This window comes from Mesonia aestuariivivens (assembly GCF_019311235.1).
Taxonomy (GTDB): Bacteria; Bacteroidota; Bacteroidia; order Flavobacteriales; family Flavobacteriaceae; genus Mesonia; species Mesonia aestuariivivens.
The window spans coordinates 97,216-122,338 of record NZ_JAHWDF010000010.1 but is presented as its reverse complement, the minus strand read 5'-3'; the positions used below and the strand labels follow the sequence as shown (position 1 = coordinate 122,338).

Genomic DNA, 25,123 nt, shown 5'->3' with positions numbered 1-25,123 from the left:
TTATTTTTCTGTAAAACGTAAAGATACAAAGAGTAAGGGGATTTCAGTTAGATTAAAACTGATTGTAAATTTAGATTTTAAGTGAAATTGATAAGTTTATTCATTCACTTTTATATTTGGATTAATACTTAATAACTTCTTAACCATTTCAGCTTTTTTAATAGGTGCTATATAAATTTCTTCAAAATTATATTTTATAATTAAACCATCAGTAGCAAGAGCTGGTTTTAATCCTGACCATTTTGTTTTGCCTATAGTAATTTCTTTTATATCATTAATATTGATTTTACCTTTTATAAATCCAGAACTATAATGCAATTTTTTTTCTTGTATTTTGTATTTAGTACTAAGAACAATCCAGATTAATAGGATTAAAGGAATGGAAGCAATTATAAAATTTAAGACCTGATCTTCTTTTGAATAGAAAAGTATAATTATGATAAGTATAAAAAATAATAATAATAAAATATAGATAGATATACTTTTCTTGGCCTTGTAGATAGTCATGAATTTATGTATGTAAATTTCTAAAATACAAAAACTTATTGAAATATTTTCTTTCTGTGATAGGCTTATGAGTAGGAGATAACTACATTACATTAGAAACTGAAAATAAAAATACCGTTTGTGAATATTATTTTAACATCGAATATTAATGGAATAATCAATAAAATTTTTAGATTTAAAGTTGTGTGAAAAGCGATCAATATAATAGTAATTCTAGTATAAAAATGTATACCAATAATCAATCTAAGTTTTCCGACCTTTCAAAGTTGATGTTAATTGCAAATAGCTTTGCGGTAATAGTATTAGCAGCGCTCTGTTTGCAGTGGATTTATCGGTTTAAGTCAGTGTTTTTAGGAGCGATTTTTGAACTGAGCATTATTCCTTCCGTATTACTCATTTTCCTAAATATAGGATATGGACTTTATTTGATGTTTTTTAAGAAAAAATATAGAATATCTTCTTTTGTTTTATTAACGAGTTTACTTGGAATCTTCTTGATGATTTATATGCAGTTAAATTATCCGTAATTTAAAATGAAAACCCTCACAAGTCTTGAAAACTTGTGAGGGCTGTTTTTAATATTTGGATGCAGATTACCTGTTTTTTACTTCTTCCGCCCCTTTTATTACTTTTTGTTTTAATCCTTCTTTATAAACCAAGATTTTATCAAGCACACATTTATCGGAAGCACCAATAATTTGAGCCGCAAGAATTCCGGCATTTTTAGCTCCGTCTAGAGCTACGGTTGCTACAGGAACGCCCCCAGGCATTTGTAAAATAGAAAGTACAGAATCCCAACCATCGATTGAGTTTCTTGATTTTACAGGCACGCCAATCACTGGAAGTGGTGAAAGTGAAGCGATCATTCCCGGAAGGTGAGCCGCTCCGCCTGCCCCAGCGATAATTACACTGAAACCACGTTCGTGCGCATTTTTTCCGTAGTCGAATAATTTCTCTGGAGTTCTGTGTGCTGAAACAATATCGACTTCAACTTCAATATCAAAACCTTTTAAAATATCGATGGCTTCTTGCATTACTGGCAGGTCGCTTGTGCTTCCCATAATAATTCCTACTTTACTCATTTTTACTTGCTTTTAGCTATTGGCTTTAAGCCCTTAGCTGGTTAATAAGAAGTGATAGTTTTAATTTTTAAAATCTACTTTTAATTTATTTTTCTCCTAACTGCTACTAATCACTTTAATTTCTTTCTTTACTTCTTCAGCGATTCGTCTAGCTTCACTTAAATCTTTATTGACGATGGTTACGTGTCCCATTTTTCGAAAAGGGCGGGTTTGTTTTTTTCCGTAAATATGTGGCGTAACTCCCGGCATCTGCATGATTTTTTCTATATTTTCATAAAGTACATTTCCTTCATGGTTTTCTTCACCAACTAAATTTACCATAACTCCGCCAACTTTACTATCAGTATCACCTAAAGGTAAATTAAGAATTGCTCTAATATGTTGCTCAAACTGATTAGTGAAACTCGCTTCAATACTATAGTGACCACTGTTATGAGGTCTCGGTGCGACTTCGTTCACTAAAATTTCATCATCTTCAGTCTGAAACATTTCTACGGCTAATAAACCTACGTGTTCAAAACTTTCTGACACTTTTTTAGCAATAGCTCTTGCTTTTTCTGCAACATCAGCATCGATTCTTGCGGGACAGATTACATATTCTACTTGGTTGGCTTCCGGATGAAATTCCATCTCCACTACTGGATAGGTTTTTACTTCACCTGAAACATTTCTTGCAACGATAACCGCTAATTCATTTTTAAACGGAATCATTTTTTCGGCAATACAAGCTCCTTCTGGTAACGGAATTAAATCTTCTTTTTCGCGAATTACAGAAACACCTTTACCATCATAACCACCGGTGCAACTCTTCCATACAAATGGGTACTCCCATTCTTTGCGGACAAGAGCTTCGGTTAATTCATACTTATTCGCGTAGACTTCAAAAGCTGCGGTTGGAATTTTTTGGTCAGCGTAAAATTGTTTTTGAACACCTTTATCTTGAATTTTTTTCAAGGTACTAGAGGATGGATAAACTTTTTTCCCTTCACGCTCTAATTGCGCTAACGCATCAACGTTCACCAGTTCTATTTCGAAGGTAAGCACATCTACTTTTCGCCCAAAATTTAAAACTGTATCATAGTCCATTAAATCACCTTGTTCAAAAACATCACAAGCAATTTTACAAGGCGCCTCGGGATTAGCTTCTAATACATAAGTTTGAATATCATACTTTCTCGTCTCGTACAACATCATTTTACCTAATTGGCCACCACCAAGAATACCAAGCTTAAAATCTGAAGAAAAATAGTTATGCATAGAATTTAGTTTCATTTATTTGCGCGTTTCCCTCGTTTAAAGACTCGGGTCGGGCTATTCGCTATATCTTTTTTGTTGGGCTATACGAGTCAATTTAACCTAAACTACAAACAAAAAAGGATGCCGCTACTATCCCTAACGCCATTTGTTGATGCAAAAATAATTCTTTTTAAGAGAATTAACGAAAAAATAGGCTTTCTCTCTGTAATCCTTATCTTTGCAAAAAACCGAGTGAAAACTCAATCCTATATGCTTCAGTTACACGATTTAACTTTTATTCCTTTTATTTCTTCAGCAGAAATTGAAGAAAGTATAAAAAAATTAGCGCAAAAAATTAGCGTAGATTATAAGGAGAAAATACCTGTTTTTTTGGGGGTTTTAAATGGTGCTTATCAATTTACAGCAGCATTAACTCAATTTTACCCAGGAGATTGTGAAGTAGAATTTACCAAACTTAAATCTTACGAAGGCACTTCTTCTACAGGAACGATTCAAAGTTTAATTGGCGTCGACAACTTAAAAGGTAAAGACGTTATTGTGGTAGAAGATATTGTAGATACCGGAAATACGATTTCAGAAATTATTAAAATTTTAGAAAAAGAAGCAGTCGCTAGTTATAAGATCGCTACTCTTTGTTATAAGCCAGTAGCCTATAAGAAATCTCATAAAATAGATTATATTGGGTTAGAAATACCGAATAAGTTTATTGTGGGTTATGGTTTAGACTACGACGGATTAGGAAGAAATTTACCAGAAATATATCAACTTAAATAAATCTAAATGACAAACATAGTATTGTTTGGCCCTCCGGGAGCCGGAAAAGGAACACAGGCAGATATTTTAAAAAAGAAATACGAATTGGTACATATATCTACCGGAGATGTTTTTCGGTACAATATTAAAAATAAAACAGATTTAGGAGTTACAGCCAAATCATTTATTGATAAAGGTAGATTAGTACCAGATGAGGTGACTATTAATATGTTGAATGCTGAAGTTGATAAACACGCAGAAGCTAAAGGTATTATTTTTGACGGTTTTCCTCGTACAGAAGCTCAAGCAAAAGCTTTAGATAAATTGTTAGAAAGCAAAAAAGATAGTGTAAATGCTATGATTGCTCTAGAAGTTGAAGATGAAGTTTTGGTGAAGCGTTTATTAGAACGCGGAAAAACTTCTGGCCGTGCAGATGATGCAGATGAGAACGTAATTAAAAACCGAATTAAGATTTATTACGATGAGACCGCAATTTTAAAGAATTACTACAAAAAACAAGATAAATACTTTGGCGTAGATGGTGAAGGTGGTATCGACGAAATTACAAGACGTTTGAGTAATGTAATTGACCAATTATAAATTTTTTCTTAGCTTGTACTTAGAAAGATAAAAAAGGTAAATATTTCCACAATAGTGGAGCAGGAAGTATGAAAGACGGAAATTTTATAGATTATGTGAAACTACATGTTTCTTCTGGTAAAGGAGGAAGTGGTTCTTCGCATTTACATCGTGAAAAATATTTAGAGAAAGGCGGTCCCGACGGTGGTGATGGTGGTCGTGGAGGTCATGTTATTTTAAAAGGTAATGAAAATCTTTGGACGCTTATCGAGTTTAGTTTTAAACGCCACCTTAAAGCCGGTCATGGCGGAAATGGAAGTAAGCAGCGAAGTACAGGATCTGATGGAGAAGATATTTATATAGATGTGCCTTTAGGGACGGTAATTAGAGATACAGATACCGAAGAGATAATCAATGAGGTAACCAGCCACAACGAAGAAATCATTATCGCTGAAGGCGGAATGGGAGGTCGTGGAAACTGGCATTTTAAATCATCTACCAACCAGACTCCGCGTTATTCGCAGCCTGGTATAGACGGACAAGAAAGAAATATTACTTTAGAGCTTAAAGTATTGGCAGATGTAGGTTTAGTAGGTTTTCCAAATGCAGGAAAGTCTACGTTACTCTCTGTGATTACTTCTGCAAAACCTAAAATTGCTAATTACGAGTTTACCACGCTAAAACCAAATTTAGGAATTGTAAAATACCGCGATTTTCAAAGTTTTGTAGTTGCAGATATTCCAGGTATTATAGAAGGTGCAGCAGAAGGAAAAGGTTTAGGTTATCGCTTTCTAAGACATATTGAGCGAAATTCAACGCTGCTCTTTTTAATTCCTTGTGATGCAGACGATATTAAAGAGCAATACGATATTTTGTTAGATGAATTGCGTCGTTACAATCCAGAATTATTAGATAAAGATAGATTAATTGCCGTCTCTAAAACAGATATGTTAGATGAAGAGTTAAAAGCCGAATTAGATGAACAGTTGAAGGAAGATTTTAATGGAATTCCTTATGTGTTTATTTCATCGGTAGCACAAACTGGATTGCAAAAACTAAAAGATGAACTTTGGAAAATTTTAAATAAAGATCCCGAAGCATAATTAATTATAAGATTACGAATTAAAAAAACGGAAACTATTAGTTTCCGTTTTTTTGTTAATAACAGGTTATATATTAGTGGCATATCATTGTTTTTTCCTAATTTAATAGAATAAATTCAGACCTAATGAAACTAAAAATACCTTTTATAGCTCCACTTCTTATTTTACTTATTACTTCTTGTGGTGGACCTAAAGCATATTTTGATTACGATTCAAAAGCAAATTTTGATCAATTTCAATCCTATAATTTTTATAAAGAGATGAAAAGTGGTTTAAATGAACTCGATGAGAAACGATTGAAAGACGCTTTAAATACCAGTTTAAGTAAGCGAGGGTTTATATCTTCTGCAACCCCAGATTTTAAAATAAATTTTTACACAGAGTTTTTTGAAAATCAAAGTAACAGCAGTATAGGTCTTGGTATTGGTGGAGGTGGCGGAGCTGTAGGTGGTGGCGTTTCTGGAGGAATACCTATTGGTGGCTCTAAAATGTATATGAGTGTCACCTTAGAATTTGTAAATGCAAAAGATGATGAATTATACTGGCAAGCAATCGTAGAACATAAATACCAACAGGAAGCAAGCCCAGAAGAGCGCATGTACTTTTTTAGTGAAATTGTAGAGAAAGCTTTAGAAAGCTACCCTCCTGAAGAAGAATAAACTTGTTTTAGAATCTCATTAAATTAAAAAAGTTCCTCTGAATTTGATTTTAGAGGAACTTTTTAGTTGATTAAAAGATTTTTACTGCTTAATTAATTCTATTCTACTTCCTTTAGATTGAACTTTAAATTCTGGTGCGTACATACTTTGCAACTGCGTGATTCCGTTAGAGAAATTCCCTGGGTTATTTACTCTCAAATCATATTCAAAAACATAAGTTCCTTTACTAATTTCATCAAAGAAAAAGTGAGTGGCTACATCTTTGGTACTTTGGTAATAACCTAAACCATCTTGCCATTTGTAGGCAGAAATCACATCGATAGGTTCTAAACCTGCAGCACGCATATCTTTTAAATGCATAAAGCTGAATTTTTCTTCTGCTTTAATAATTAATCTTACGGTAACTAAATCGCCAATTTTTAAGTTGCTTTTATTTAAAGGAATTAAAGTTGAACCTTTATTACTTTCTTCTTTTTTAAAGATTTCTTTTTGAATAGAAAGTTCTTGTTGGTTATTGCCTTGCACTTGATCTGATTCTTCAAAATACTGCCAATAATAAGCGCCATATTGTGGTGATGCAGAATTGTTTTTAATTTCTATATTAGCTATTTCTGCTGTAATTTTTTCCGCAGGAAAAGATTTCTTTACATAACCCGCTTTACCTTCAGTTTCTAAGTTTAGTTTTTCATTACCAATTTTAATTTTAGGCATTTTAGGCATTTTAGCATTTATAAATTCTTGGTCTCCCTGAATCATTAATGCATAAATCGCTTCGGTAGTCGCTTTGGTAGATTTCCAAGCTTCGGTTTTTTTATTTCGAAGCAGCCAAGTTTTTAATTGATTAATCGTTTCTTGGTCTTTATCTATTTCTGCAAATGCTTCAATAGCTAAAGTTTGAGTAGCGATTGGAGCGTTGTACCAATACCTGCTGCTTACAACTTCTTTCCAATACATCCCGTATTCAGAATCGATAACTGCATTTTCTTTAAGTGATTCTAACATAGTGCGGGCTAATTTTTTCTTCTCGTAACGCTGTGCAATTACGGCTAGCGTCATTTTAGTTTGTATAGGTAGTGTTATCCAATTTTTTTCTATTTCTGAAAATAATTTTTCTTTGTAAGTCTCGAAATTTTCATCTTTAAATCCATAGAAAAAGCTTCTAGCATAGATGTAATTTATTTCAGAGGTATTAAAGCTATCAGTTTCCTTGAATCGATCATTCTTTAAAAATTCATTATCTAAATAGATAATAAGATTGGTGGTGATATCATCGAAAGTTTCATTTTTTTCTAATTCAGGTGAAATGCTGAGTAATCTTCCCATTCCTTTTAAAAGATGTAAGGAGATAGAGCGATTAGCTCGACCACCATTAAACCAAGGAAAAGCTCCAGAACTTAGTTGAAGTGCTGAAAGTTTAGTAAAAGCTTGCTGAGTTCTCATTTTTGTCTCTTGAATATCGAGCAGTTGTGCCAAGCGTTTTTGCTGTTCTTCTTCACTTTCTGTATCCTTAAGCCAAGGGGTTTCTTGTAAGGCTATTTGCTTTAACTCTTCATTTTTGTTGAATGCAGAGAGCTCAGTTTTATTTTCTTTCCATTGCTGAAGTGTTTTTTTAATCTCAGGATTTTTCTCTAAAATAACTGTAGTTATATAATTGGCGTAAACCTTAGCAAAGGTTTGCTCGGCACAATCGTAAGGATATTCAATTAAATACGGAAGTGCTTGCAAGCTCGTCCAAGCTGGGTTCGAAGTGTATTCAAATACCAATTGATGGTTTTTAAGTGTAGTTGAATTATTATTTTTTAAGTTGTTAAAAGTTACACCTTTCTTTTCATTCGGATTCACCCAAATAGGAAGTGTTTCTGTGATGAAAATTCGGTTAGATAATACGGGAATGATATTTTCTTCTCCGTCAGAAAAGTTTCCAGCTTTGGCAACAATGCGGTAACGAACTGCTAATAGATTTTCTGGGATGACTAATTTCCAGCTTACTTCCGTATTTCCTTTAGGCATCATACGGAAGTTTTTAATTGAATTTTTGTCAGCAACCAATTTAATTTTTTGCTGTGTTACTTCATCGGTAAATTCTAATTGAATTACACCAGTAAGCACCTTTTTCGATAAATTATTGACTTTTGCAGAAATAATTACCGTGTCTTTACTTCTAAAAAAACGCGGGAAATTAGGAATAATGTTGAGGTCTTTTTGCGTGATGGTGGTTAAGTCAAGTTTTGCTTGGTGTAAGTTTTTATCGTGCGCAAAGGCTTGAAAATTCCAACGGGTTAAAGCCTCCGGAGTTTCAAACTCAAAAATTACTTCTCCTTTTTTATTGGTTTTTAACTGCGGAAAGAAAAAGGCAGTTTCCTTTAAATTAGTTCGGGTTTCTATCTGTTGCAATTCTTCTTCCGCAGCTTTAGTCGTGATAATTATGACTCCGTTAGCAGCTCTAGACCCGTATAAAGCAGTTGCGCTTGCGTCTTTAAGTACTTTTATAGATGTAATATTTTGGGTTGCTAATTCTTTGAACTCATTCTCAGAAATAGGAACTCCATCTATCACATATAATGGTTCTGCATTTCCATCAATAGAGCCAACTCCTCTTAGAGTTATCCTTTTAGAATAAAAATAATGAGAATCGTTTGTGCTTTCAACTCCTGAACTTTCTGTGAATAGTTTTTGATAAACATTTCCTCTGTAATAATTATCTTCTTCACTAATCGTTGAATTTGCGCCGGTAAATAAACGTTTTTCTGAATTGTCAAAACCAGTAATAACAACTTCATCTAGGTTTGCACTATCTGCTTTTAAGATAATTAATTTCGTTTGGTCAGCTCTTTTTTCTACACTGCTAAAACCTAAAGCACTAATAACTAAGAAATCATTTTCATTGGCTTTAATTGAATAATTTCCATCAAAATTGGTGGTAGTGCCAGTTGTAGTTCCTTTAATAATTACGTTAGCCGCAGGAATTGGAATGCCTTGTTCGTCTAGAACTGTACCGTTTATATAACCTTTTTTGTGTTCTTTATTTTCAGTCTCTATGACTAAATAATTGAGGAATAATTTATTGGTATTTATAGCGTTGATAAAGCTATACCCGAAATTTTTAAATACTGAATACCTTATGGGATAGCTGTAATAATTGGATTGATTGTAGTTTTGATTAATAAAATTGATGCTGTAAAAATTATTAATTTGTATAGATGAATTTGGCAAACCATTATTTTTATAGGAATAAGGTTTTTTATAAAGCTGGGCGTGCCAATTATGAGAAACAAATTCATCTAAAGAAGCATCGTACATACTGGCTAAAACTTCGGCATTTGCTGGTTTTTTCTCGTGATCGATCACTTTTAATTGCCAAGTTTCTTGTTTGCCAGGTTCGAGTTTGTTTTTGAAAGAGATTACTTCAAATTCAAGATTTTTATTAATCTCTTCTGGTTGTGGAATACCAATACTTTCTTTTTTTGTGAAATAATATCCTAGCTGATTAAACGTATATTCTAAATGAACATTTTCAGTTTTATTAGGAATCACATAACTTATTGAATTTTCACACTTGTTGAGTTGAATGTTTTTTTGTTCGACAAGCTGATCGTCAAATGCGATATTTAGAAGCAGAGGTAAGCTATCTAGCGAAGAGGTGAAATGCAGCGTGACTGTATGATTTTCGTTGGTTTCTTTTAAATCGTAAGTGTAACTAATAAATTCTTTTTCTTTTTGATCTAGCTTGTCGTTAGGGTTGTTTATTTTCAAAGCTTTAGAAGCTTCAACTTTAAAACCTAATTTTCCTATTCCTTTAAATTTTAAATAGTATTCTCCGGTTTTTAAGTCTTCACTATAATTATCTAGTTGAATTGTTGCAACAGAATCAATCTCTAGAGGAATTGTTGTGATGAGTTTTTTAGGCCAATTTTCTTTTAGATCTAAGCTGTCATAAACCGTATAGGGAAAATGTTTTATAAATTCTTCTTTAGGTATTTGCTGAATTTCTGGAGCCATCCAACTTCTATTTACCAGAATGCGATCGGGTTTTATGTATTTGTAAATCTTGAGTTCGCCTTCAGCTTTAGAAGCTAAATTGTTTAAATCTTTAGCTAATATTTTTAATTCTCGCTTTTCTCCAATTATAGGTTGATGTGGCGATTGAATATGAATTTCTGTAGCGTGATAGCCTATTCGAATACTTTGTTCTGCAGTTTGCGTTTCTCCATTAATATCTGTTACAGTAGCCTCAATTTTATAAGTAAAAATAGGTGTTGTTGTAGAATCTATAGCTTTATTTGGAATAGCTTTAAAATCAGTCTCAAAATTCCCTTTCTCGTCGGTTGTTGTTTTACCAGTTGCTATTCGCTCTGCTGAACGATTGTATTGGTAGCTGTACCAATAATTATAATCTTGTTGCCTATCTATGGTATAACTAACTCTAGCATTGGTAATATTGCCGCCAAAAAACGCTTTCGATATTCCTTTCAGTTGAATAGAATCATTAACAACATATGTTGAATCGATGTCTTTGAATTCAACTTCAAATTTAGGCCGTTTGTATTCTTCAACTTGAATGTTTTTATAGGTGTTGTTAAAGTAAAAATCTGTGTAATATGAATCTTCTTGAAAATTTTCTTCTAATTTTAATTTAAAATTCCCTGTCAATACACTTTTAGGAATTTTAAACTCTCCCTGTACTGAACCAAATTCATTTGTAGTAAGGCTTAAACTATCAACTAAATCGTAATTAGCATCATATAATTCAACATAAACTCGCTCACTAGGAACCACTTTTCTTTCGCTTTTACTTTGGTAAGAGAGAATTCCTTTAAAATAAATGGTTTGCCCTGGGCGGTAAATAGCGCGATCGGTAAGCAAAAAACTACGTATTTCGGGTTCTTTTTCATTAAGATCACCAGAAGAGGAATACGTTCTTCTAAAATTAAGGTTAGATTTTAAGGTATCTCCTTTATAATTTAGGGTGATTTTCTTTCTTTGGTAATAATTATTGGTTGAATAATGAATTTTTAATAACCCATTTTCATCTGAAAAATAAATCTTAGAGGGTTTGTCATCTAAAATTACTTTTACATCTTTTATTGGTTTTCCTGTAGTTCTATCTGTAATGTATAATTGCTGATCTTCATTGAAATCAAAATTAGTATAAGAAAGGTTGGTAACTTGTATGTTTTGGTATTGGTAGTTATCTTCTTTAAAATCTATCTTTTTAGACTTGTTAAATAAAAGTAAATAATTTCCAACAGGTAACTCATCTAGCAAAAGCTCGGTAGAATAGGAGAAATGATTTTCAATTTTGGGAAGTTTAAATTGTTGTTGCTGAAAGGGTTTTGCGTTTTTATATAAATCTCTAACGATAGAATCGGTGTCATTAATTTTTCGCTTAATTGTTTGACTAGAAATTTTATAAATATTTAGGTATAAACTATCAGTATTTTTAAAATTTACCAAGGCTCTAAACTTACGATTGGGTAGCGGTTTTTGCTTGGTTTTAATGTTGAGTTGAGAAGAAATAATAGCCTTTTCTAATTGAAGAGCCCCAATTCCTGGTGTTGAATTAGGTACCGTGCTTTTAATATTTTTAATTAACGAAATACTTTTTTCGAGGTAATCTGGAGTTTTGTATTTGTTAGCATTTTGATAATAGAATTGAGCTAGTTTATACGCTATCCAAGCTTTTCCAATTTTACTAGTTTTCCTTTTAAGTAAGTTTTGAAGTGATTCTTTAAATAATTCTCCAGAATTGGAATAAGAACCTTTATTTTTTAAATATTCAAATCGTTCTAGCGTAGTCATAACTAAAGATAAAGAGTCCTTTTGCTGAAGGTGTAATCGCGTGAGATCTTGATAAATTTGAAGTGTTTCTATTTTATGCGTTCTATCTTCATAAGTAGAAAAATCTATAGAGATGAAGTCTTCAGGTGAAGAAAAAAAGCTAGAATCTTTTATAAAATAAACTTCTTCTTGTTGCGAGTTATAATGTTCATACTTTAAAAAACTGAAGTAACGATTAGCGAGTAAATCGTATAACGTGCTTCTGTAATTATTATAATTTTCTCCGTATTTCAATATTTCGGTGAAATCTTTAAGTGGAGTTTTAATAAGTTTTTTTTCATGTTGAAGTGATTTTTGGTAATAACCCATCACTTTATTTTCGAAGTCATCTTTACTCCACGATAAGAAATCATTAGAAACAGTATCTATTTTAGTACGTTTATTAATGCGGTAACGGTTTTCTTTATAATAGTCGTTTAAACTTTCAGCTAAAAAGGAATAAAGAACCTGTTGGTTTGGTGTGTTTTGAGATTCAATTTCATCTAGAAAATCTTTATAAACTTCTTCTTGGCTATTTTTTTTCAGAATTAATTTATACTTAGAGACATATAAAAAAGCCTTTAGAAATTGTTGAGGGTTCTCTTTTCGGTCAGCTTTTCGTTTGATTTTTAGAGCTTTTTCAAAAGCATTGTCAGATTTACCTTCCAGCTCTAAGTTTTCTACTTCTTCCCACCACTTATCAAATCTTTGTTGTGCAAAATGCGTTTGTGTAAAGAGAAAACATATAATGCTTACCAAGTAGATTTTTTTCATAAGATTGGATTTTCGATAAATATAAAGATTAATTTCACCAAATAGAATTAACCTTTTTTTAAAATAATTAATACTATTTGGCAGCACTTTTGCTATTTTTAGCTTATGAAAAAAAAACTTACTTATATTATAATTCTTATCTGCGGTATTTTAAATGCTCAAGATTCATTTGAAAAAGGGGAAAAGTTTTTTAAAAATAAAGATTGGGATTTAGCAAAATCTGAATTTCAAGAAGTTAATTACGCTTCTACTTATTATTTAAAATCTCAGGAATATTTAGGAGATATTGCAGCTCAGCAAAAAAAGTGGGATCAAGCTTTAAATTTTTATAAATATTTAGTTGAAGAAGATCCAGATAATGCTAATTATAATTTTAAATACGGTGGTGCATTAGGGATGAAAGCACTCGAAATATCTAAAATGCGAGCAACATTTTATATTTCAGATATTAAATATTACCTTAAAAAAGCAGCACAGCTTGATGTGAAACATATTAAAACCCGTTGGGCATTGGTGGAATTATACATAAAATTGCCAAGTTTGCTAGGCGGAAGCTCCGCAGTTGCCTATAATTATGCAGAGCAATTACAAGAAATTAATGAAGTAGAAGGTTGGTTAGCCAAAGGGTTTATTGCAAAAGAAGAAGGGAATTATAGCTTGGCTGAAGAGAACTTTAAAAAAGCATTAAAAGTCGAAACTTCATTAACGTGTTATAAAAAACTTTTAGAGTTATACTTAAATCATACAAAAGAAAATTTAAAGGCTAAAAGATTATTAGAAGAAGCTAAGAAAAATTATCCCAGTACAAATTGGAATTCTTTTTCGCGTAAATTTTCATAAGAACTTTATGAATTAATATCTTTACTCTACTATCGAGACTTAGTGAAACGCTGTTCTCGAAATCTAACATACTAATAACCATTCTTTTTATTTAATTTAAAGAAATCGATCAAAAAAAAATTATATGCGTGTACATTTTATTGCTATTGGCGGAAGCGCAATGCATAACCTTGCTTTAGCATTACAAGAAAAAGGAGACGAAGTAACTGGAAGCGATGATGCTATTTTTGAACCTTCAAAATCTAGGTTGGAAAAAGCAGATTTATTACCTGAAGAACTAGGGTGGTTTCCCGATAAAATTACCTCAGAACTTGATGCCGTAATTTTAGGGATGCACGCCAAAGAAGATAATCCAGAATTAAAAAAAGCTCAGGAGCTTGACCTAAAAATATTTTCCTATCCAGAATTTTTATACGAACAAAGTAAAAATAAAACGCGTGTAGTTATTGGCGGCTCTCATGGCAAAACCACTATTACTTCTATGATTTTGCACGTTTTGCATTATCATGATAAAGAGGTAGATTTCATGGTGGGTGCACAATTAGAAGGGTTTGATACGATGGTTCATCTAACAGAAGAAAATGATTTTATGCTATTAGAAGGAGATGAATATTTATCTTCAGCTATCGATAGTAGGCCAAAATTTCATCTTTATCAGCCTAATATTGCTTTAATAAGCGGTATCGCTTGGGATCATATTAATGTATTCCCAAATTTCGAAATCTATGTAGAACAATTTAAGCTTTTTACAGATTCTATGGTGAATGGTAGTATTTTGGTTTACAATGAAGAAGATCCTTTAGTAAAACAAATTGCAGAAAGCGCCACGAAACCTACCCGAAAACATGGGTATTCAACTCCCGAGTATTCTGTAGAAGAAGGTGAAACATTTTTAAAAACCCCAGAAGGAGATATGCCAATTGAGGTTTTTGGAGAACACAACCTAAATAATATAGCTGGAGCCAAATGGATTTGCCAGCACATGGGTATAGATGAAGAAGATTTTTATGAAGCGATCGCAACTTTTAGTGGGGCTTCTAAGCGTCTCGAAAAAATTTCTGATGTTCGCGGTACTTTGGCTTTTAAAGATTTTGCTCATAGTCCGTCAAAAGTAAAAGCAACCACAAAAGCAGTGAAGCAACAATTTCCTAAAAAAAGATTGATCGCTTGTTTAGAGTTGCACACTTATAGTAGCCTGAATTCAGAATTTTTAAAAGAATATAAAGATACTTTAGCTTCTGCAGACGAAGCGATTGTTTTTTATTCTCCTGAAGCCGTTCAGCTTAAAAACTTACATGAGATCGATGCAAAACACATTGAAGAGGCTTTTCAACATAAAAACTTAAAGGTTTATACGAATCCGCAATTATTTCAAGAATACTTAAAAACCGGAGCTTTCATGAACACTGTAATTTTATTTATGAGTAGTGGTAATTATGGAGGTTTAGATTTTGAGCAAGTGAAAGAGTGGATTTAATAATATACACTTGTTTGCACAATTTTAATCCCATCAAAAACTATAGTCTTTGATGGGATTTGTTTTTAATTAAAATGAATTTATAAACTCTTCAACTATAAAACCTATAGACATAAATTCATATTTATTTTTTTGTGCTTATCTTTAAGTATGCAAGAAAACAAAACACCATTTTCTATTAAATATTGGGCAGAAGGAGATAGGCCTCGTGAAAAATTACTGCATAAAGGAAAAATGAGTTTAAGTGATGCAGAACTTATTGCTATTTTAATTGGGTCTGGTAATCGTGAGGAAAGTGCAGTTGAATTGTCTAAACGTATTCTGGCTAATTCTGAAAATAAATTAAACGAACTAGGAAAGCTTTCGGTACAACAACTCACAAAATTTAAAGGAATTGGTGAAGCTAAGGCCATAAGTATTGTTGCTGCAATGGAGTTAGCTCGAAGACGCAGAGGTGAAGAAGCAGTAGAACGCAAGAAAATAACATCTGCAGATTCAGTTTTTGAACTTATGCAACCTTTAATTGGTGATTTAGAACATGAAGAGTTTTGGATTCTTTATTTAAATAATTCTAATAAAGTTTTACAAAAGATTCAATTAAGCAAAGGTGGCATGACGGGTACTTTGGTAGATATTCGTCTAGCCTTTAAAAAAGCATTAGAAGTAGGGGCTACCGCCGTCATCTTGGCGCATAATCATCCATCTGGAAATTTAACGCCTAGTAGAGCAGACAAACAACTAACTCAGAAAATTAAAACAGCAGGTGAAAGTTTAGATATTAAAGTGCTTGATCATTTAATTGTAACACAAAAGTCCTATTTTAGCTTTGCAAATGAGAGCATTTTATGAGCGATACGCCTAAATTACTAATTTATGTAAGTGCAGTGACTCCTAGAATAAATTATACATTCAGGCATGTATGTACGCATATTTTAGGACTTCAAATTAAATTTACTTCTAAAATTGAAGAGTTTATTGCCCATGAAGGCATGAAACTCTCTTATGGGAAACAAAAATTAGGGAATGAACTATTTATTCAATCCTCGGGCTTACTATCTGAACAGGGTTTTTCAGATGTAGAAGTAAGAGTTTCTAAATGGGGTGATACGGTTTGTTTTTTTAGAAATTCAAAAGATAGCGACTTACCTTTTGATATTTTTGCGGCTACTTTTTATATGTTGAGTCGCTATGAAGAGTATTTGCCCCATGTAAAAGATGAAAACGGTCGTTTTCCCTACAAAGAAAGTTTAGCTTATAAGAAAAAATTTATCGAGCAACCAGTGGTAGATTTTTGGGCTTATAAATTTAAATCTAAATTACAAGAACGTTTTGATTATATAGACTTTCCTTCTAGAAAATATTCTACAAATAATATTTTAGCGGTAGCAGAAGCTTATAAGTATAAAAAGAAAGGAATTGTAAGAAGTATAGGAGCGAGTTTAAGAGATCTTTTTAGGTTGAATATTAATAATTTTCTAGAACGACTAGAAGTATTATTGTTTCTAAAAAAAGATCCTTACGATATTTATGACACGCTCATTCAATTTTCAAAACAAGAAAAATTAGCTTGGTATTTTATGTTTCAGCTTAGTAATTATAGCATACATAGTAAAAATATAAGCTATAATAAGATTAAATATCATGCACTTATAAAGTCTATGGGAGACTATGGTAAAATTGGTTTATTGCCAGGATTTGAAGCTTTATTTAAGCATAAAACATTAAAATTAGAAAAAAACAGGTGGGAAGCCATCGTTAACCGACCTTTAGAGATATGCTTAAGTCATTTTTTTGATATTAACTTACCAGACTTGTACAATACATTTGATAAGTTAGAAATAAAAGAAGATTTCTCAATGGCGTTTGTAGAATTACCAGGCTTTAGAGCTGGTACTTGTAGTTCTTTTTTGTTCTATGATATTAATTTTGAACGTATTTCTCCGTTAATACTTCATCCGCCGGCTTTAAATAGTAATGCTTTTGATAATTTTTCTTTTTTTGAAATTAAAAAACAATTAGAAACCATAAAAGCGAACGTGAAAAAAGTAAATGGCACGCTTTCTGTTATTTTTGAAAATTCAATATTTGAAGAAACAGGAAAAGATGAAAAAATGTTAGATTTAGTAAAGATGGTTAACAATGAGTAAGAAATTGAAGCATGTTTTTTTTGATTTAGATCATACGCTTTGGGATTTTGAAAAAAATTCAGCTTTAGCTTTTGCTGAAATTTTTAATAAAAATAAAATAGAAGTAGACCTTCTTCAATTTTTAAAAAGCTATAAACCAATTAATAACTTGTATTGGTCTCAGTATAGAAAAGATGAAGTCTCTAAAGAAAATTTAAGGTTTGGACGATTAAATGATACCTTTAAAGAATTAAAGATTAATGTAAGCGATGCTCAAATTAATACCTTGGCAGACGACTATATTTCTTATTTACCAAAGCATAACTTTTTATTTGATGATGTTACATCAACATTAATTAGTTTGCAAAAAAAATATGTATTACACATAATTACGAATGGATTTTCTGAAGTACAGCAGTTAAAGTTGAATAATAGCAATATTAATAACTATTTTACTACAGTAACTACTTCTGAAGAAGTAGGAGTTAAAAAACCGCACCCAGAAATTTTTAAATATGCTTTACATAAAGCTCAAGCAATAGCTTCTGAAAGCTTAATGATTGGAGATAATTTAGAAACTGATATTTTAGGAGCAGAAGCTTCTGGTATACAGACTATATTATATGATATAGATAATTCTATAGTATATTCAGGAAATAAAATAAAAAAATTAAAACAAATTTTAGATTTAATATAATATGAAAAAAATAAGTTTTTTATTCATAATAGCGACTACTTTATTATTTTCTAATAAGGTAGTTTCCCAAGAAAATAATATAGATAGAGTAAATTATTTTAAATATGTGGTGATTCCTGTTCAGTATAAATTTCAGGATGAAGAAAATAAATATATGCTTAATTCATTAACCAAGCATTTATTTAATGAAGAAGGTTTTGAAACTTATATGAATGTAGAAACAAAACCCAAAGATTTAGCATTTAACAAATGCTTAGCGCTATATGCAGAAGTGCAAAGTGAATCTGAAAGTTTTTTTTCATTGAATACTCAATTAAAATTAATTCTCAGAGACTGTAATGATCAAATAGTTTTTAAATCTGAAGGAAGAAGTAAACTTAAGAATTATAAAGAGGCATATCATGATGCATTAAAAAATGCTTTTAAAGTATTTAATACTTTTAACTATTCTTATAATGGTAAAAATAGTTATGATCAAAAAATTAGCTATTTAGAAAGTGAAACCTCTACGGTAGAAAATTCAAATAAAATAAATACACAAAAGCCTACTTTAGAAGAAGAGCTAAATACTACTTTACCCGGAACCTATTCATTGTTTAATGAAAACTATAGCATTCGTAAAATAGAGGCAGGCTTTATACTCACTAATAATTCTACGGGAAATAAAAAAGCCTTTATTAATATTACCAGTAATAATTCAATTTTATTTAATTCAGAATCAATTAATGGTACGCTAAGTATTAATGATGATCATGATTTAGAAATAGAATACTTCAATAAAAAATCTAGTAAATTAGAGAAAGTTACGCTTTATCGTATTGATTAAAGTTTAATAATCATATTTCTCTTTCCATAAAGCTTTAAGGTATTCCCTTAAAGCTTTTTCTCTTTTATTATTACCGGGTTGATATAAAGTTGTGTTTTTAATCTCTGTAGGTAAAAATTCTGCTTGTATAAAATTATTTTCATAATTGTGAGCATATTTGTAATCTTTACCGTAGCCTAGATCTTTCATTAATTTTGTAGGTGCATTTCTAATACCTAGCGGTACTGAAAGATCTCCTGTTTGTTTTACTAATTGTTGGGCATGATTAATAGCCATATAACTTGCATTGCTTTTAGCAGAAGTAGCTAAATAAATAGCACATTGGCTCAAAATTATTCTTGCTTCGGGATAACCTATCGTATTAACAGCCTGAAATGTATTGTTAGCCACTTGAAGCGCTGTGGGATTAGCATTACCAATATCTTCACTCGAGAGTATGAGCATTCTCCTTGCTATGAATTTTATATCCTCTCCGCCTTCAATCATACGTGCTAACCAATAAACAGCAGCATTGGGGTCACTGCCCCGAATAGATTTTATAAAAGCAGAAATAATATCGTAATGTTGCTCTCCAGTTTTATCGTAACGTACCGTATTTTTCTGAATTTTATCTTCTACCATATCATTGGTAATGGTAACCTTTTTATCATCTTCAGAAGTTACAATCAGTTCAAATATGTTTAGTAGTTTTCTAGCATCACCACCGCTAAGCTTAAGTAAAGATTCATTTTCTTTAATAGTTATGTTGTAGGTAGCCATCAAATTGTCTTCTCTCATTGCTCTTGCCAACAATTGCATTAAATCATCTTTAGAAAATTCATTTAAAATATAAACCTGACATCTGGACAGTAGTGCAGGAATAACTTCAAAGCTTGGATTTTCTGTTGTGGCACCAATTAAAGTTACCCATCCTTTTTCTACAGCACCTAATAATGAATCTTGTTGAGATTTGCTGAAACGATGAATTTCATCAATAAATAAGATAGGGTTTTTAGTGGTGAATAAACCGTCTTGTTTTTTAGCCTTTTCTATAACTTCACGTACATCTTTAACTCCGCTACTAATTGCACTAAGCGTAAAAAAAGGACGTTCGGTTTCGTTAGCAATAATATTTGCTAATGTTGTTTTTCCTACTCCAGGAGGTCCCCATAAAATTAATGAAGGTATAAGTCCCTTTTTAATTTGATTTTTTAAAGATCCGTTTTCACCAATTAAATGAGATTGACTTAAATACTCTTCTAATTTTTTAGGTCTTAATCGTTCTGCAAGTGGTTTATTCATACTACAAAAGTATAATTTGTATATGACAATTTTGCCTAAATTTAAAAATGGTTAAACTTTTGTCTTTTGTTTAGAATGATAAATAATCAACATTTATATAAACCCCGTAAAGATGTGATTTTTATGCCTGCTTTTATGGTATTAATCCTGTGGGTCTTGTATTGGTTTGAGTTTAAATTTGGATTTAATTTTAATAGTTTCGGAATAGCTCCTCAAACTTTAAAAGGATTAAGAGGTATTTTGTTTTCTCCATTTATTCATGGGAGTGCTAAACATTTATACAGTAATACAATTCCGTTATTCTTATTGAGTTTAGCCTTGTTTTATTTTTATAGAAAACTCGCTTACAAAGTTTTATTATGGGGAATAGTAATTTCTGGATTATTAACTTGGTTAATGGGGCAGGAGGGAAGTTACCATATTGGTGCAAGCGGATTAATATATGTATTAGCTAGTTTTTTATTTTTTAAAGGAATTTCGTCAAAGCATTATCGCTTAATGGCATTGTCCTTAATTATTGTTTTTATATACGGTAGCTTAGTTTGGGGTGTTTTACCGGGCGTTCCTGGTATTAGTTGGGAAGGACATTTAGCAGGTTTTCTCGCTGGATTGTTATTAGCTTTTTCTTATAAAAATGTAGTAATTATTGAAAAACCTACTTATGAATGGGAAAAAGACAATTACGAGGAAAAGGATGATGAGTTTATGAGACATTTTGATGAAGATGGAAATTTTATGCCTTCTTCTGAAATGGAATCAAAAGCGGAAGAAAATCATGCTGACTCTACAATGACTGAAGTAGAATTTACTTATATATTTAATGTCGAAAAAGACAAAACAGAAGATATTTAATTTTTTATATTAGTCGTTGTCTTACCATTTCATATAATATAACTCCGCAAGCTACAGAAACATTTAGAGATGAGGTTTCACCAAGCATCGGTAATTTAGCCTTTACTTTTGCCATTTTTAATGCGCTTTTAGACACTCCTTTTCCCTCGCTACCCATAATTAAAGCTGTAGGTTGTTTTAAGTCTATTTCGTAAATTAATTTATCTGTTTTTTCTGAAGCGGCAAGTGTTTGAATGTTATAGCTATCCATATAAAATAAAGCGTCTTTAATATGGTCTATTTTACAAATAGGAATATTGAAAATTGCGCCTGTAGATGTTTTGACTGTTTGTTCATTAATAGATGCTCCGCCGTGTTTTAACATAATAATACCATCTACACCAGTAGATTCAGCCGTTCTAATTATTGCTCCTACATTACGTACATCTGTAAGTTCATCTAAAATGAGAAAAAACGGATTTTCTTTTTCTTTTAGAATAGCTTCTAAAAGTTCTTCAATACTAATATATCCTATCGGTGATAATCTAGCGAACACACCTTGATGATTTTCGTTTTTACTCAATTTGTTAAGCTTCTCAATAGGAACATAAGAAACCTGAATATTTTTAGTTTGAGAAAGTGATATAATTTCTTTTATGCCTTCACCTTGTGTGTTTTTTTGCACATAAATCTTCTCTATATTTTGATCAGCTTTTAAAGCTTCTAATAACGGTTTTACACCGTAAACTTGAGTTGTTTCCATATTGGCAAATATAATAAAAAAGGGTAGCCCTTTGGCTACCCTTTTTTATTATAAATTAATTATAATTATTCCTTGATAAATTTTTTAGTAATGAATTTATTATTGAGTTTCGCGTTTAAAAAATATGTGCCTTTCTCTAAAAATTTTAAATTAATATTTGATTTCAAATTTTTGATTGATGAATTATCAGTATATATTAATCTTCCTGTAATATCATATATTTTTAAACCTAGTTTACTAGTTGAATTTAAATTTTCTAAAAATTGAATGTTTAAAATATCTTTAACTGGATTTGGATAAATTACAAATTTAGAATAATTAAAATTATCAGTATTTAAATCAAAATCAATTCCAGTTGCAATAATACTATAATCTTGCGGGTCTTCTAAAAGACCTTTATGCGAAATAGTAACAGTATAAATACCTGAAGGGTTTTCAATATTTACTATTTCTAAATTATCAACATTGTTATTGCCTTTGATAGCATTTCCATTAATATTATTTGGATTTAATTTATAAGGAAAATAGGTAACCTCATTTTGAACTACTTTTATGTCTAAGTCATTTATTAAAGCAGGAATAGGATCGTTTGCATTTGTATTATTTGATATATTACCTGCAGGATCATTCCAAGATATAGATATTTTTAAAGGTTCATTACCTATAGCTTGAACATTGAACGTATATGAATCAAAAGGGGTAAGTGTTCTTTCTTCAATTAATGAAAATTCACTATTTTTTTCAATAGTCTCTGCAGCTTTTTTAGCATTCAATAAACCCCATCCAAAAACAATATCAGGTCCTATTTTACCTGCATCGTCAGCAGTATGACAAACTAAACCTTTTAATGTTGCAGCCTTCATATAATTTTCATTCAAATTATTATAATATTCTTGAAGCAAAAGTAATGTTCCAGCTACATTGGGTGAAGCCATTGAAGTACCTGTTAAAGTGGCATAACTTGAAGGACTACTGTCAATTGAAGAATAAACATTTGTTCCCATTCCAGCTATATCAGGTTTAATTCTCAAGTCATCTGTAGGTCCTTGGCTGCTAGAACTAGCTATGGCAACTGTCACTAATTCTCCATTTGATGGGTTAATTTGAGCATTTTGTGCGTTTGCTACTACCAAATTATTTTTAGAATTGGTATTTCCAACTAGCTTATCTCTATTTGGTATAATAGAGCCTTCGTAAGATAGATTGCCTTCGTTTCCAGCAGCTACGACCATTAAATAATATGGAAAAGCATTAGCTATTTCGTCCCATTGTTTAGCTTCATCATCATATTTTCCAGGTAAATATGCAGGCAACTGTTGTACTCCATTTTCATTAAAAATTGGAGTACCATATGAATGATTTGAAATTAATAAATTATTTTCTTGAATTTCGTTTATAACTTCACTTGCATCATTTGTCCAGTTGTACGATACTATGTTAGCCCTTGGAGCCATTCCTTTAGCTTCTGGTACAACTCCATAAGCAACCATTGTTCCTGCTACATGAGTCGCATGTGCACTATTTGAATTTTGTGATGAAGAAGATTCTCCAATCGAAGATCTATACGAGAAAAGACCATCTGTAAATTCATTATGATCGGTGAGAATAGTTCCTCCATCCCATATGCCTATTCTCATATCCTGTCCTTGAAGATTTAAATTTAAACTACCTCCAGGATTCAAATAATTAGTTCTTGTAGTGTTTGCTGCATTGATATTACTTAAAGTATAGTATCTAGGAGTTCCGTCAAAATGAAAACCGATTAGTTCTTTAAAAGTTCCATCAGCATTATATTGCTTTTTGTTTATTTTGTGATTTTTTAGATATGATGTAATTTCTATTATCTCTTTCTTTTTCTTCTCATTAACTTTTAATTTTAACTCTGTTATTTTTTTATTATAGTCTTGAGCTACCAAATTTTTTGGAAGTATAAGGAAAAGTAATGTTAAGAATAAATATGCAATTTTTATTTTCATTATTTCTTTAATTTAAATAAGACAGCCATAACAATTTAAGGTATTATGGCTGCTTAGTTTTAATGTTATTGAGTAACAAGGGTCACATCAACCAAGAAGTTACTTGTAAATAAAGTTTGATTTAAAGAATATGTAAATGTACGAGTGCAAGCATCGTAAGATCCAGATCCACCTTGGAATAATCCTGTATTTTCAGGATCTAGCGCCTCAATAATAATAGAATTATCTTCATTTACGTATAACAAAGCCTCATATAAAAACATTCCTTGTAGATCGTCGTTGCCTGTAACATTTGCAACAAAATTATCACCCCAAGCGGTAGATAACTTATAAACATCACTTTCTCCTTCTACATTCATAAGGTTAATTTCAAACGAACTAGCTAAATCTCCTTGAACAAATGAAGAGCCTAAATATGACGTCTCGGTTTTAATTGTATCATCACAAACAGTTAAAGAGTGAGTAATAGGGTATTTATTAGTAGGTTCTTCATCAAGACCTATTTTTAAATTCTTTTTATTAGAATTTAAAATTGTAATTTGTACCGTATAACTATCTTCGGTTTTCGTTATAGGTATTATTAATTCTCCGTCTAACTCATCTTTATTTATAGTTGCTGTAAAGTTTCCTAAAATTTCATTAGGAGCTGTTCCTTCTAAACTTTCAACTAAGAAGTTGATTTTTGTTGTTTCAGAATTGGTTTCAGAATTTTGTTCTACAGGTATGCTTATAGAAGACATTTTGTCTGTTGTTTGCGTGGATGCTGTTTCAAAATTTATCCAACCTGAATTTGAATCACTGTCAAATTTATCCTCATTAGGGTCATCATGGTGACAAGAAGATAAAGTAATAAATGATAAAGCAATTATGGTATATAAATATAATTTATTCATTTTTAGATTTTTTAGATTTTTGTAAGACTAAATGAACTTAGCATAGGTCCGCCACAAGATCCTTCGATGTCTTCTGTATAGTTTATAATAATAGAATCATCACCTTCTTCTTCTAATGAGTAAGTGGTGTTTATATAGCCCCCAGCCGTAGCTTTTGCAAGAATTAAATTATTGGGATCAGAGCATCCTATTCCACTGTCTATATCTTTTGCGAAAACTAATTCTGAACAAATCAAAGATATTTCTATTGTTTTTGACCCAACGATGCCAGGATATAAATCTGTAGTGAAAACTCTTGATGTTGAAGTTTCTCCAATAGTAATATTTACTGTTGCTGGTCCAAAATTTGTAGTTCCATTCGCAGGTCCTATAGCTGCAGATATATCCTCTATAGCGTATTGACCAACTAAAAAGTCTTGAGGTATCGGACATACTTCATAAATGCTAATTTCTGCTGCAGTATAACCTAAATTTTCACCCTCAATAGCTTCAAATTGAATATATAAAGATTCAGGGGCTATATTTACATTATTATCAATTCCTTTAATTGTTACTTCTCCTATATATTCATCAGCAGGTATAGTAATAGTAGAAGGTATTTCATAAGTATTAGGCTCTGCTGAGGTTAGGGAGTCGATAACATTTAAATTATAAGTTCTAGCTGCACTGCGTTTTGCACTAGATTGTAATTTTATAATTAGTGATCCTTCGGCATTTCTTTCAACAGGTAAGTTATAAGCTTGCTTATCAAAGCTAACGAAAGTATCGTTATTAACATCACCATTGTAAATTGCTTCTTCTGCATCATCACAAGAAGCAAAAATACTTGCTAAAATGAAGAGAAATGATAGTTTGTATATAATATTGTTTTTTTTCATAATT

The 25,123-nt window shown here is 31.3% G+C and carries 20 protein-coding genes; 11 read left to right on the top strand and 9 right to left on the bottom strand.

Annotated elements, in window-relative coordinates; translation table 11 throughout:
- Positions 1 to 96 precede the first annotated feature (96 nt).
- The 3 genes from KW502_RS10570 to KW502_RS10560 form a co-directional block, all read right to left on the bottom strand.
- Positions 97 to 507, bottom strand: a complete 411-nt coding sequence (locus KW502_RS10570) for a PH domain-containing protein (RefSeq protein WP_219040520.1) — start codon at positions 505 to 507, stop codon at positions 97 to 99.
- A 593-nt stretch (positions 508 to 1,100) separates the two neighbouring features.
- Positions 1,101 to 1,589: a 5-(carboxyamino)imidazole ribonucleotide mutase gene (gene purE, locus KW502_RS10565; RefSeq protein WP_219040519.1), complete on the bottom strand. Its 489-nt coding sequence runs from the start codon at positions 1,587 to 1,589 to the stop codon at positions 1,101 to 1,103.
- Positions 1,590 to 1,685: 96 nt separating this feature from the next.
- The gene (locus KW502_RS10560; RefSeq protein ID WP_219040518.1) at positions 1,686 to 2,846 is read right to left on the bottom strand and encodes a 5-(carboxyamino)imidazole ribonucleotide synthase; all 1,161 of its coding nucleotides are present in this window, start codon (positions 2,844 to 2,846) and stop codon (positions 1,686 to 1,688) included.
- 249 nt (positions 2,847 to 3,095) lie between these two features.
- Between KW502_RS10560 and KW502_RS15630 the strand changes: the two genes are divergently transcribed.
- The 4 genes from KW502_RS15630 to KW502_RS10545 all read left to right on the top strand — a co-directional run bounded on the left by KW502_RS15630 (position 3,096) and on the right by KW502_RS10545 (position 5,940).
- A complete protein-coding gene (locus tag KW502_RS15630; RefSeq protein ID WP_369412528.1) occupies positions 3,096 to 3,620 on the top strand; it encodes a phosphoribosyltransferase in 525 nt (174 codons plus the stop codon).
- Positions 3,621 to 3,626: 6 nt separating this feature from the next.
- Positions 3,627 to 4,199: an adenylate kinase gene (locus KW502_RS15625; protein WP_369412527.1), complete on the top strand. Its 573-nt coding sequence runs from the start codon at positions 3,627 to 3,629 to the stop codon at positions 4,197 to 4,199.
- A 68-nt stretch (positions 4,200 to 4,267) separates the two neighbouring features.
- Positions 4,268 to 5,281, top strand: a complete 1,014-nt coding sequence (gene obgE, locus KW502_RS10550) for a GTPase ObgE (RefSeq protein ID WP_219040517.1) — start codon at positions 4,268 to 4,270, stop codon at positions 5,279 to 5,281.
- Positions 5,282 to 5,406: 125 nt separating this feature from the next.
- A complete protein-coding gene (locus KW502_RS10545; protein ID WP_219040516.1) occupies positions 5,407 to 5,940 on the top strand; it encodes a DUF4136 domain-containing protein in 534 nt (177 codons plus the stop codon).
- Positions 5,941 to 6,021: 81 nt separating this feature from the next.
- Here the strand turns inward: KW502_RS10545 and KW502_RS10540 are convergent, their stop codons facing one another.
- A complete protein-coding gene (locus KW502_RS10540) occupies positions 6,022 to 12,531 on the bottom strand; it encodes an alpha-2-macroglobulin family protein (RefSeq protein ID WP_219040515.1) in 6,510 nt (2,169 codons plus the stop codon).
- Between the two features lie 105 nt (positions 12,532 to 12,636).
- Here KW502_RS10540 and KW502_RS10535 point away from each other — a divergent pair, with 105 nt between their 5' ends.
- From KW502_RS10535 to KW502_RS10510, 6 genes are all read left to right on the top strand, one after another.
- Complete coding sequence (locus KW502_RS10535) at positions 12,637 to 13,371, top strand: tetratricopeptide repeat protein (RefSeq protein WP_219040514.1); 735 nt, start codon at positions 12,637 to 12,639, stop codon at positions 13,369 to 13,371.
- 124 nt (positions 13,372 to 13,495) lie between these two features.
- Positions 13,496 to 14,848, top strand: coding sequence for a UDP-N-acetylmuramate--L-alanine ligase (locus KW502_RS10530; RefSeq protein ID WP_219040513.1), 1,353 nt, complete (start codon positions 13,496 to 13,498; stop codon positions 14,846 to 14,848).
- Positions 14,849 to 14,998: 150 nt separating this feature from the next.
- Positions 14,999 to 15,697 (top strand): RadC family protein, encoded by a 699-nt coding sequence (gene radC / locus KW502_RS10525; RefSeq protein ID WP_219040512.1) that lies wholly within the window; start codon positions 14,999 to 15,001, stop codon positions 15,695 to 15,697.
- Positions 15,694 to 16,995: a DUF7033 domain-containing protein gene (locus KW502_RS10520; protein ID WP_219040511.1), complete on the top strand. Its 1,302-nt coding sequence runs from the start codon at positions 15,694 to 15,696 to the stop codon at positions 16,993 to 16,995. The genes radC and KW502_RS10520 overlap by 4 nt, the downstream gene beginning before the upstream one ends.
- Positions 16,988 to 17,671, top strand: a complete 684-nt coding sequence (locus tag KW502_RS10515) for a YjjG family noncanonical pyrimidine nucleotidase (protein WP_219040510.1) — start codon at positions 16,988 to 16,990, stop codon at positions 17,669 to 17,671. Before KW502_RS10520 ends, KW502_RS10515 begins: the two co-directional genes overlap by 8 nt.
- 1 nt (position 17,672) lies before the next feature.
- On the top strand, positions 17,673 to 18,497 hold the full coding sequence (locus KW502_RS10510; RefSeq protein WP_219040509.1) for a hypothetical protein: 825 nt from the start codon (positions 17,673 to 17,675) through the stop codon (positions 18,495 to 18,497).
- Between the two features lie 3 nt (positions 18,498 to 18,500).
- On the opposite strand, the gene KW502_RS10505 is transcribed toward KW502_RS10510, so the two are convergent.
- A complete protein-coding gene (locus tag KW502_RS10505) occupies positions 18,501 to 19,778 on the bottom strand; it encodes a replication-associated recombination protein A (RefSeq protein ID WP_219040508.1) in 1,278 nt (425 codons plus the stop codon).
- A gap of 75 nt (positions 19,779 to 19,853) precedes the next feature.
- Here KW502_RS10505 and KW502_RS10500 point away from each other — a divergent pair, with 75 nt between their 5' ends.
- The gene (locus KW502_RS10500; RefSeq protein ID WP_219040541.1) at positions 19,854 to 20,630 is read left to right on the top strand and encodes a rhomboid family intramembrane serine protease; all 777 of its coding nucleotides are present in this window, start codon (positions 19,854 to 19,856) and stop codon (positions 20,628 to 20,630) included.
- Between the two features lie 4 nt (positions 20,631 to 20,634).
- Here KW502_RS10500 and rlmB read toward each other — a convergent pair whose 3' ends face one another.
- The 4 genes from rlmB to KW502_RS10480 all read right to left on the bottom strand — a co-directional run bounded on the left by rlmB (position 20,635) and on the right by KW502_RS10480 (position 25,119).
- Complete coding sequence (gene rlmB, locus KW502_RS10495) at positions 20,635 to 21,372, bottom strand: 23S rRNA (guanosine(2251)-2'-O)-methyltransferase RlmB (RefSeq protein ID WP_219040507.1); 738 nt, start codon at positions 21,370 to 21,372, stop codon at positions 20,635 to 20,637.
- 65 nt (positions 21,373 to 21,437) lie between these two features.
- Positions 21,438 to 23,348, bottom strand: a complete 1,911-nt coding sequence (locus tag KW502_RS10490; protein ID WP_219040506.1) for a S8 family serine peptidase — start codon at positions 23,346 to 23,348, stop codon at positions 21,438 to 21,440.
- Between the two features lie 65 nt (positions 23,349 to 23,413).
- Complete coding sequence (locus KW502_RS10485; protein ID WP_219040505.1) at positions 23,414 to 24,241, bottom strand: hypothetical protein; 828 nt, start codon at positions 24,239 to 24,241, stop codon at positions 23,414 to 23,416.
- 11 nt (positions 24,242 to 24,252) lie between these two features.
- Positions 24,253 to 25,119: a hypothetical protein gene (locus KW502_RS10480; protein WP_219040504.1), complete on the bottom strand. Its 867-nt coding sequence runs from the start codon at positions 25,117 to 25,119 to the stop codon at positions 24,253 to 24,255.
- Positions 25,120 to 25,123: the final 4 nt, after the last annotated feature.

What these genes read in the sequence shown, in the direction of transcription:
- KW502_RS10510 (WP_219040509.1), top strand. Translation starts at nt 17,673, where the DNA reads ATGAAAAAAATAAGTTTTTTATTCATAATAGCGACTACTTTATTATTT.
- purE (WP_219040519.1), bottom strand. Translation starts at nt 1,589, where the DNA reads ATGAGTAAAGTAGGAATTATTATGGGAAGCACAAGCGACCTGCCAGTA.
- KW502_RS15625 (WP_369412527.1), top strand. Translation starts at nt 3,627, where the DNA reads ATGACAAACATAGTATTGTTTGGCCCTCCGGGAGCCGGAAAAGGAACA.
- KW502_RS10540 (WP_219040515.1), bottom strand. Translation starts at nt 12,531, where the DNA reads ATGAAAAAAATCTACTTGGTAAGCATTATATGTTTTCTCTTTACACAA.
- KW502_RS10490 (WP_219040506.1), bottom strand. Translation starts at nt 23,348, where the DNA reads ATGAAAATAAAAATTGCATATTTATTCTTAACATTACTTTTCCTTATA.
- KW502_RS10520 (WP_219040511.1), top strand. Translation starts at nt 15,694, where the DNA reads ATGAGCGATACGCCTAAATTACTAATTTATGTAAGTGCAGTGACTCCT.
- KW502_RS10560 (WP_219040518.1), bottom strand. Translation starts at nt 2,846, where the DNA reads ATGCATAACTATTTTTCTTCAGATTTTAAGCTTGGTATTCTTGGTGGT.
- KW502_RS10530 (WP_219040513.1), top strand. Translation starts at nt 13,496, where the DNA reads ATGCGTGTACATTTTATTGCTATTGGCGGAAGCGCAATGCATAACCTT.
- KW502_RS10500 (WP_219040541.1), top strand. Translation starts at nt 19,854, where the DNA reads ATGATAAATAATCAACATTTATATAAACCCCGTAAAGATGTGATTTTT.
- KW502_RS10515 (WP_219040510.1), top strand. Translation starts at nt 16,988, where the DNA reads ATGAGTAAGAAATTGAAGCATGTTTTTTTTGATTTAGATCATACGCTT.
- KW502_RS10570 (WP_219040520.1), bottom strand. Translation starts at nt 507, where the DNA reads ATGACTATCTACAAGGCCAAGAAAAGTATATCTATCTATATTTTATTA.
- KW502_RS10545 (WP_219040516.1), top strand. Translation starts at nt 5,407, where the DNA reads ATGAAACTAAAAATACCTTTTATAGCTCCACTTCTTATTTTACTTATT.
- KW502_RS10480 (WP_219040504.1), bottom strand. Translation starts at nt 25,119, where the DNA reads ATGAAAAAAAACAATATTATATACAAACTATCATTTCTCTTCATTTTA.
- obgE (WP_219040517.1), top strand. Translation starts at nt 4,268, where the DNA reads ATGAAAGACGGAAATTTTATAGATTATGTGAAACTACATGTTTCTTCT.
- KW502_RS10505 (WP_219040508.1), bottom strand. Translation starts at nt 19,778, where the DNA reads ATGAATAAACCACTTGCAGAACGATTAAGACCTAAAAAATTAGAAGAG.
- KW502_RS10485 (WP_219040505.1), bottom strand. Translation starts at nt 24,241, where the DNA reads ATGAATAAATTATATTTATATACCATAATTGCTTTATCATTTATTACT.
- radC (WP_219040512.1), top strand. Translation starts at nt 14,999, where the DNA reads ATGCAAGAAAACAAAACACCATTTTCTATTAAATATTGGGCAGAAGGA.
- KW502_RS10535 (WP_219040514.1), top strand. Translation starts at nt 12,637, where the DNA reads ATGAAAAAAAAACTTACTTATATTATAATTCTTATCTGCGGTATTTTA.
- KW502_RS15630 (WP_369412528.1), top strand. Translation starts at nt 3,096, where the DNA reads ATGCTTCAGTTACACGATTTAACTTTTATTCCTTTTATTTCTTCAGCA.
- rlmB (WP_219040507.1), bottom strand. Translation starts at nt 21,372, where the DNA reads ATGGAAACAACTCAAGTTTACGGTGTAAAACCGTTATTAGAAGCTTTA.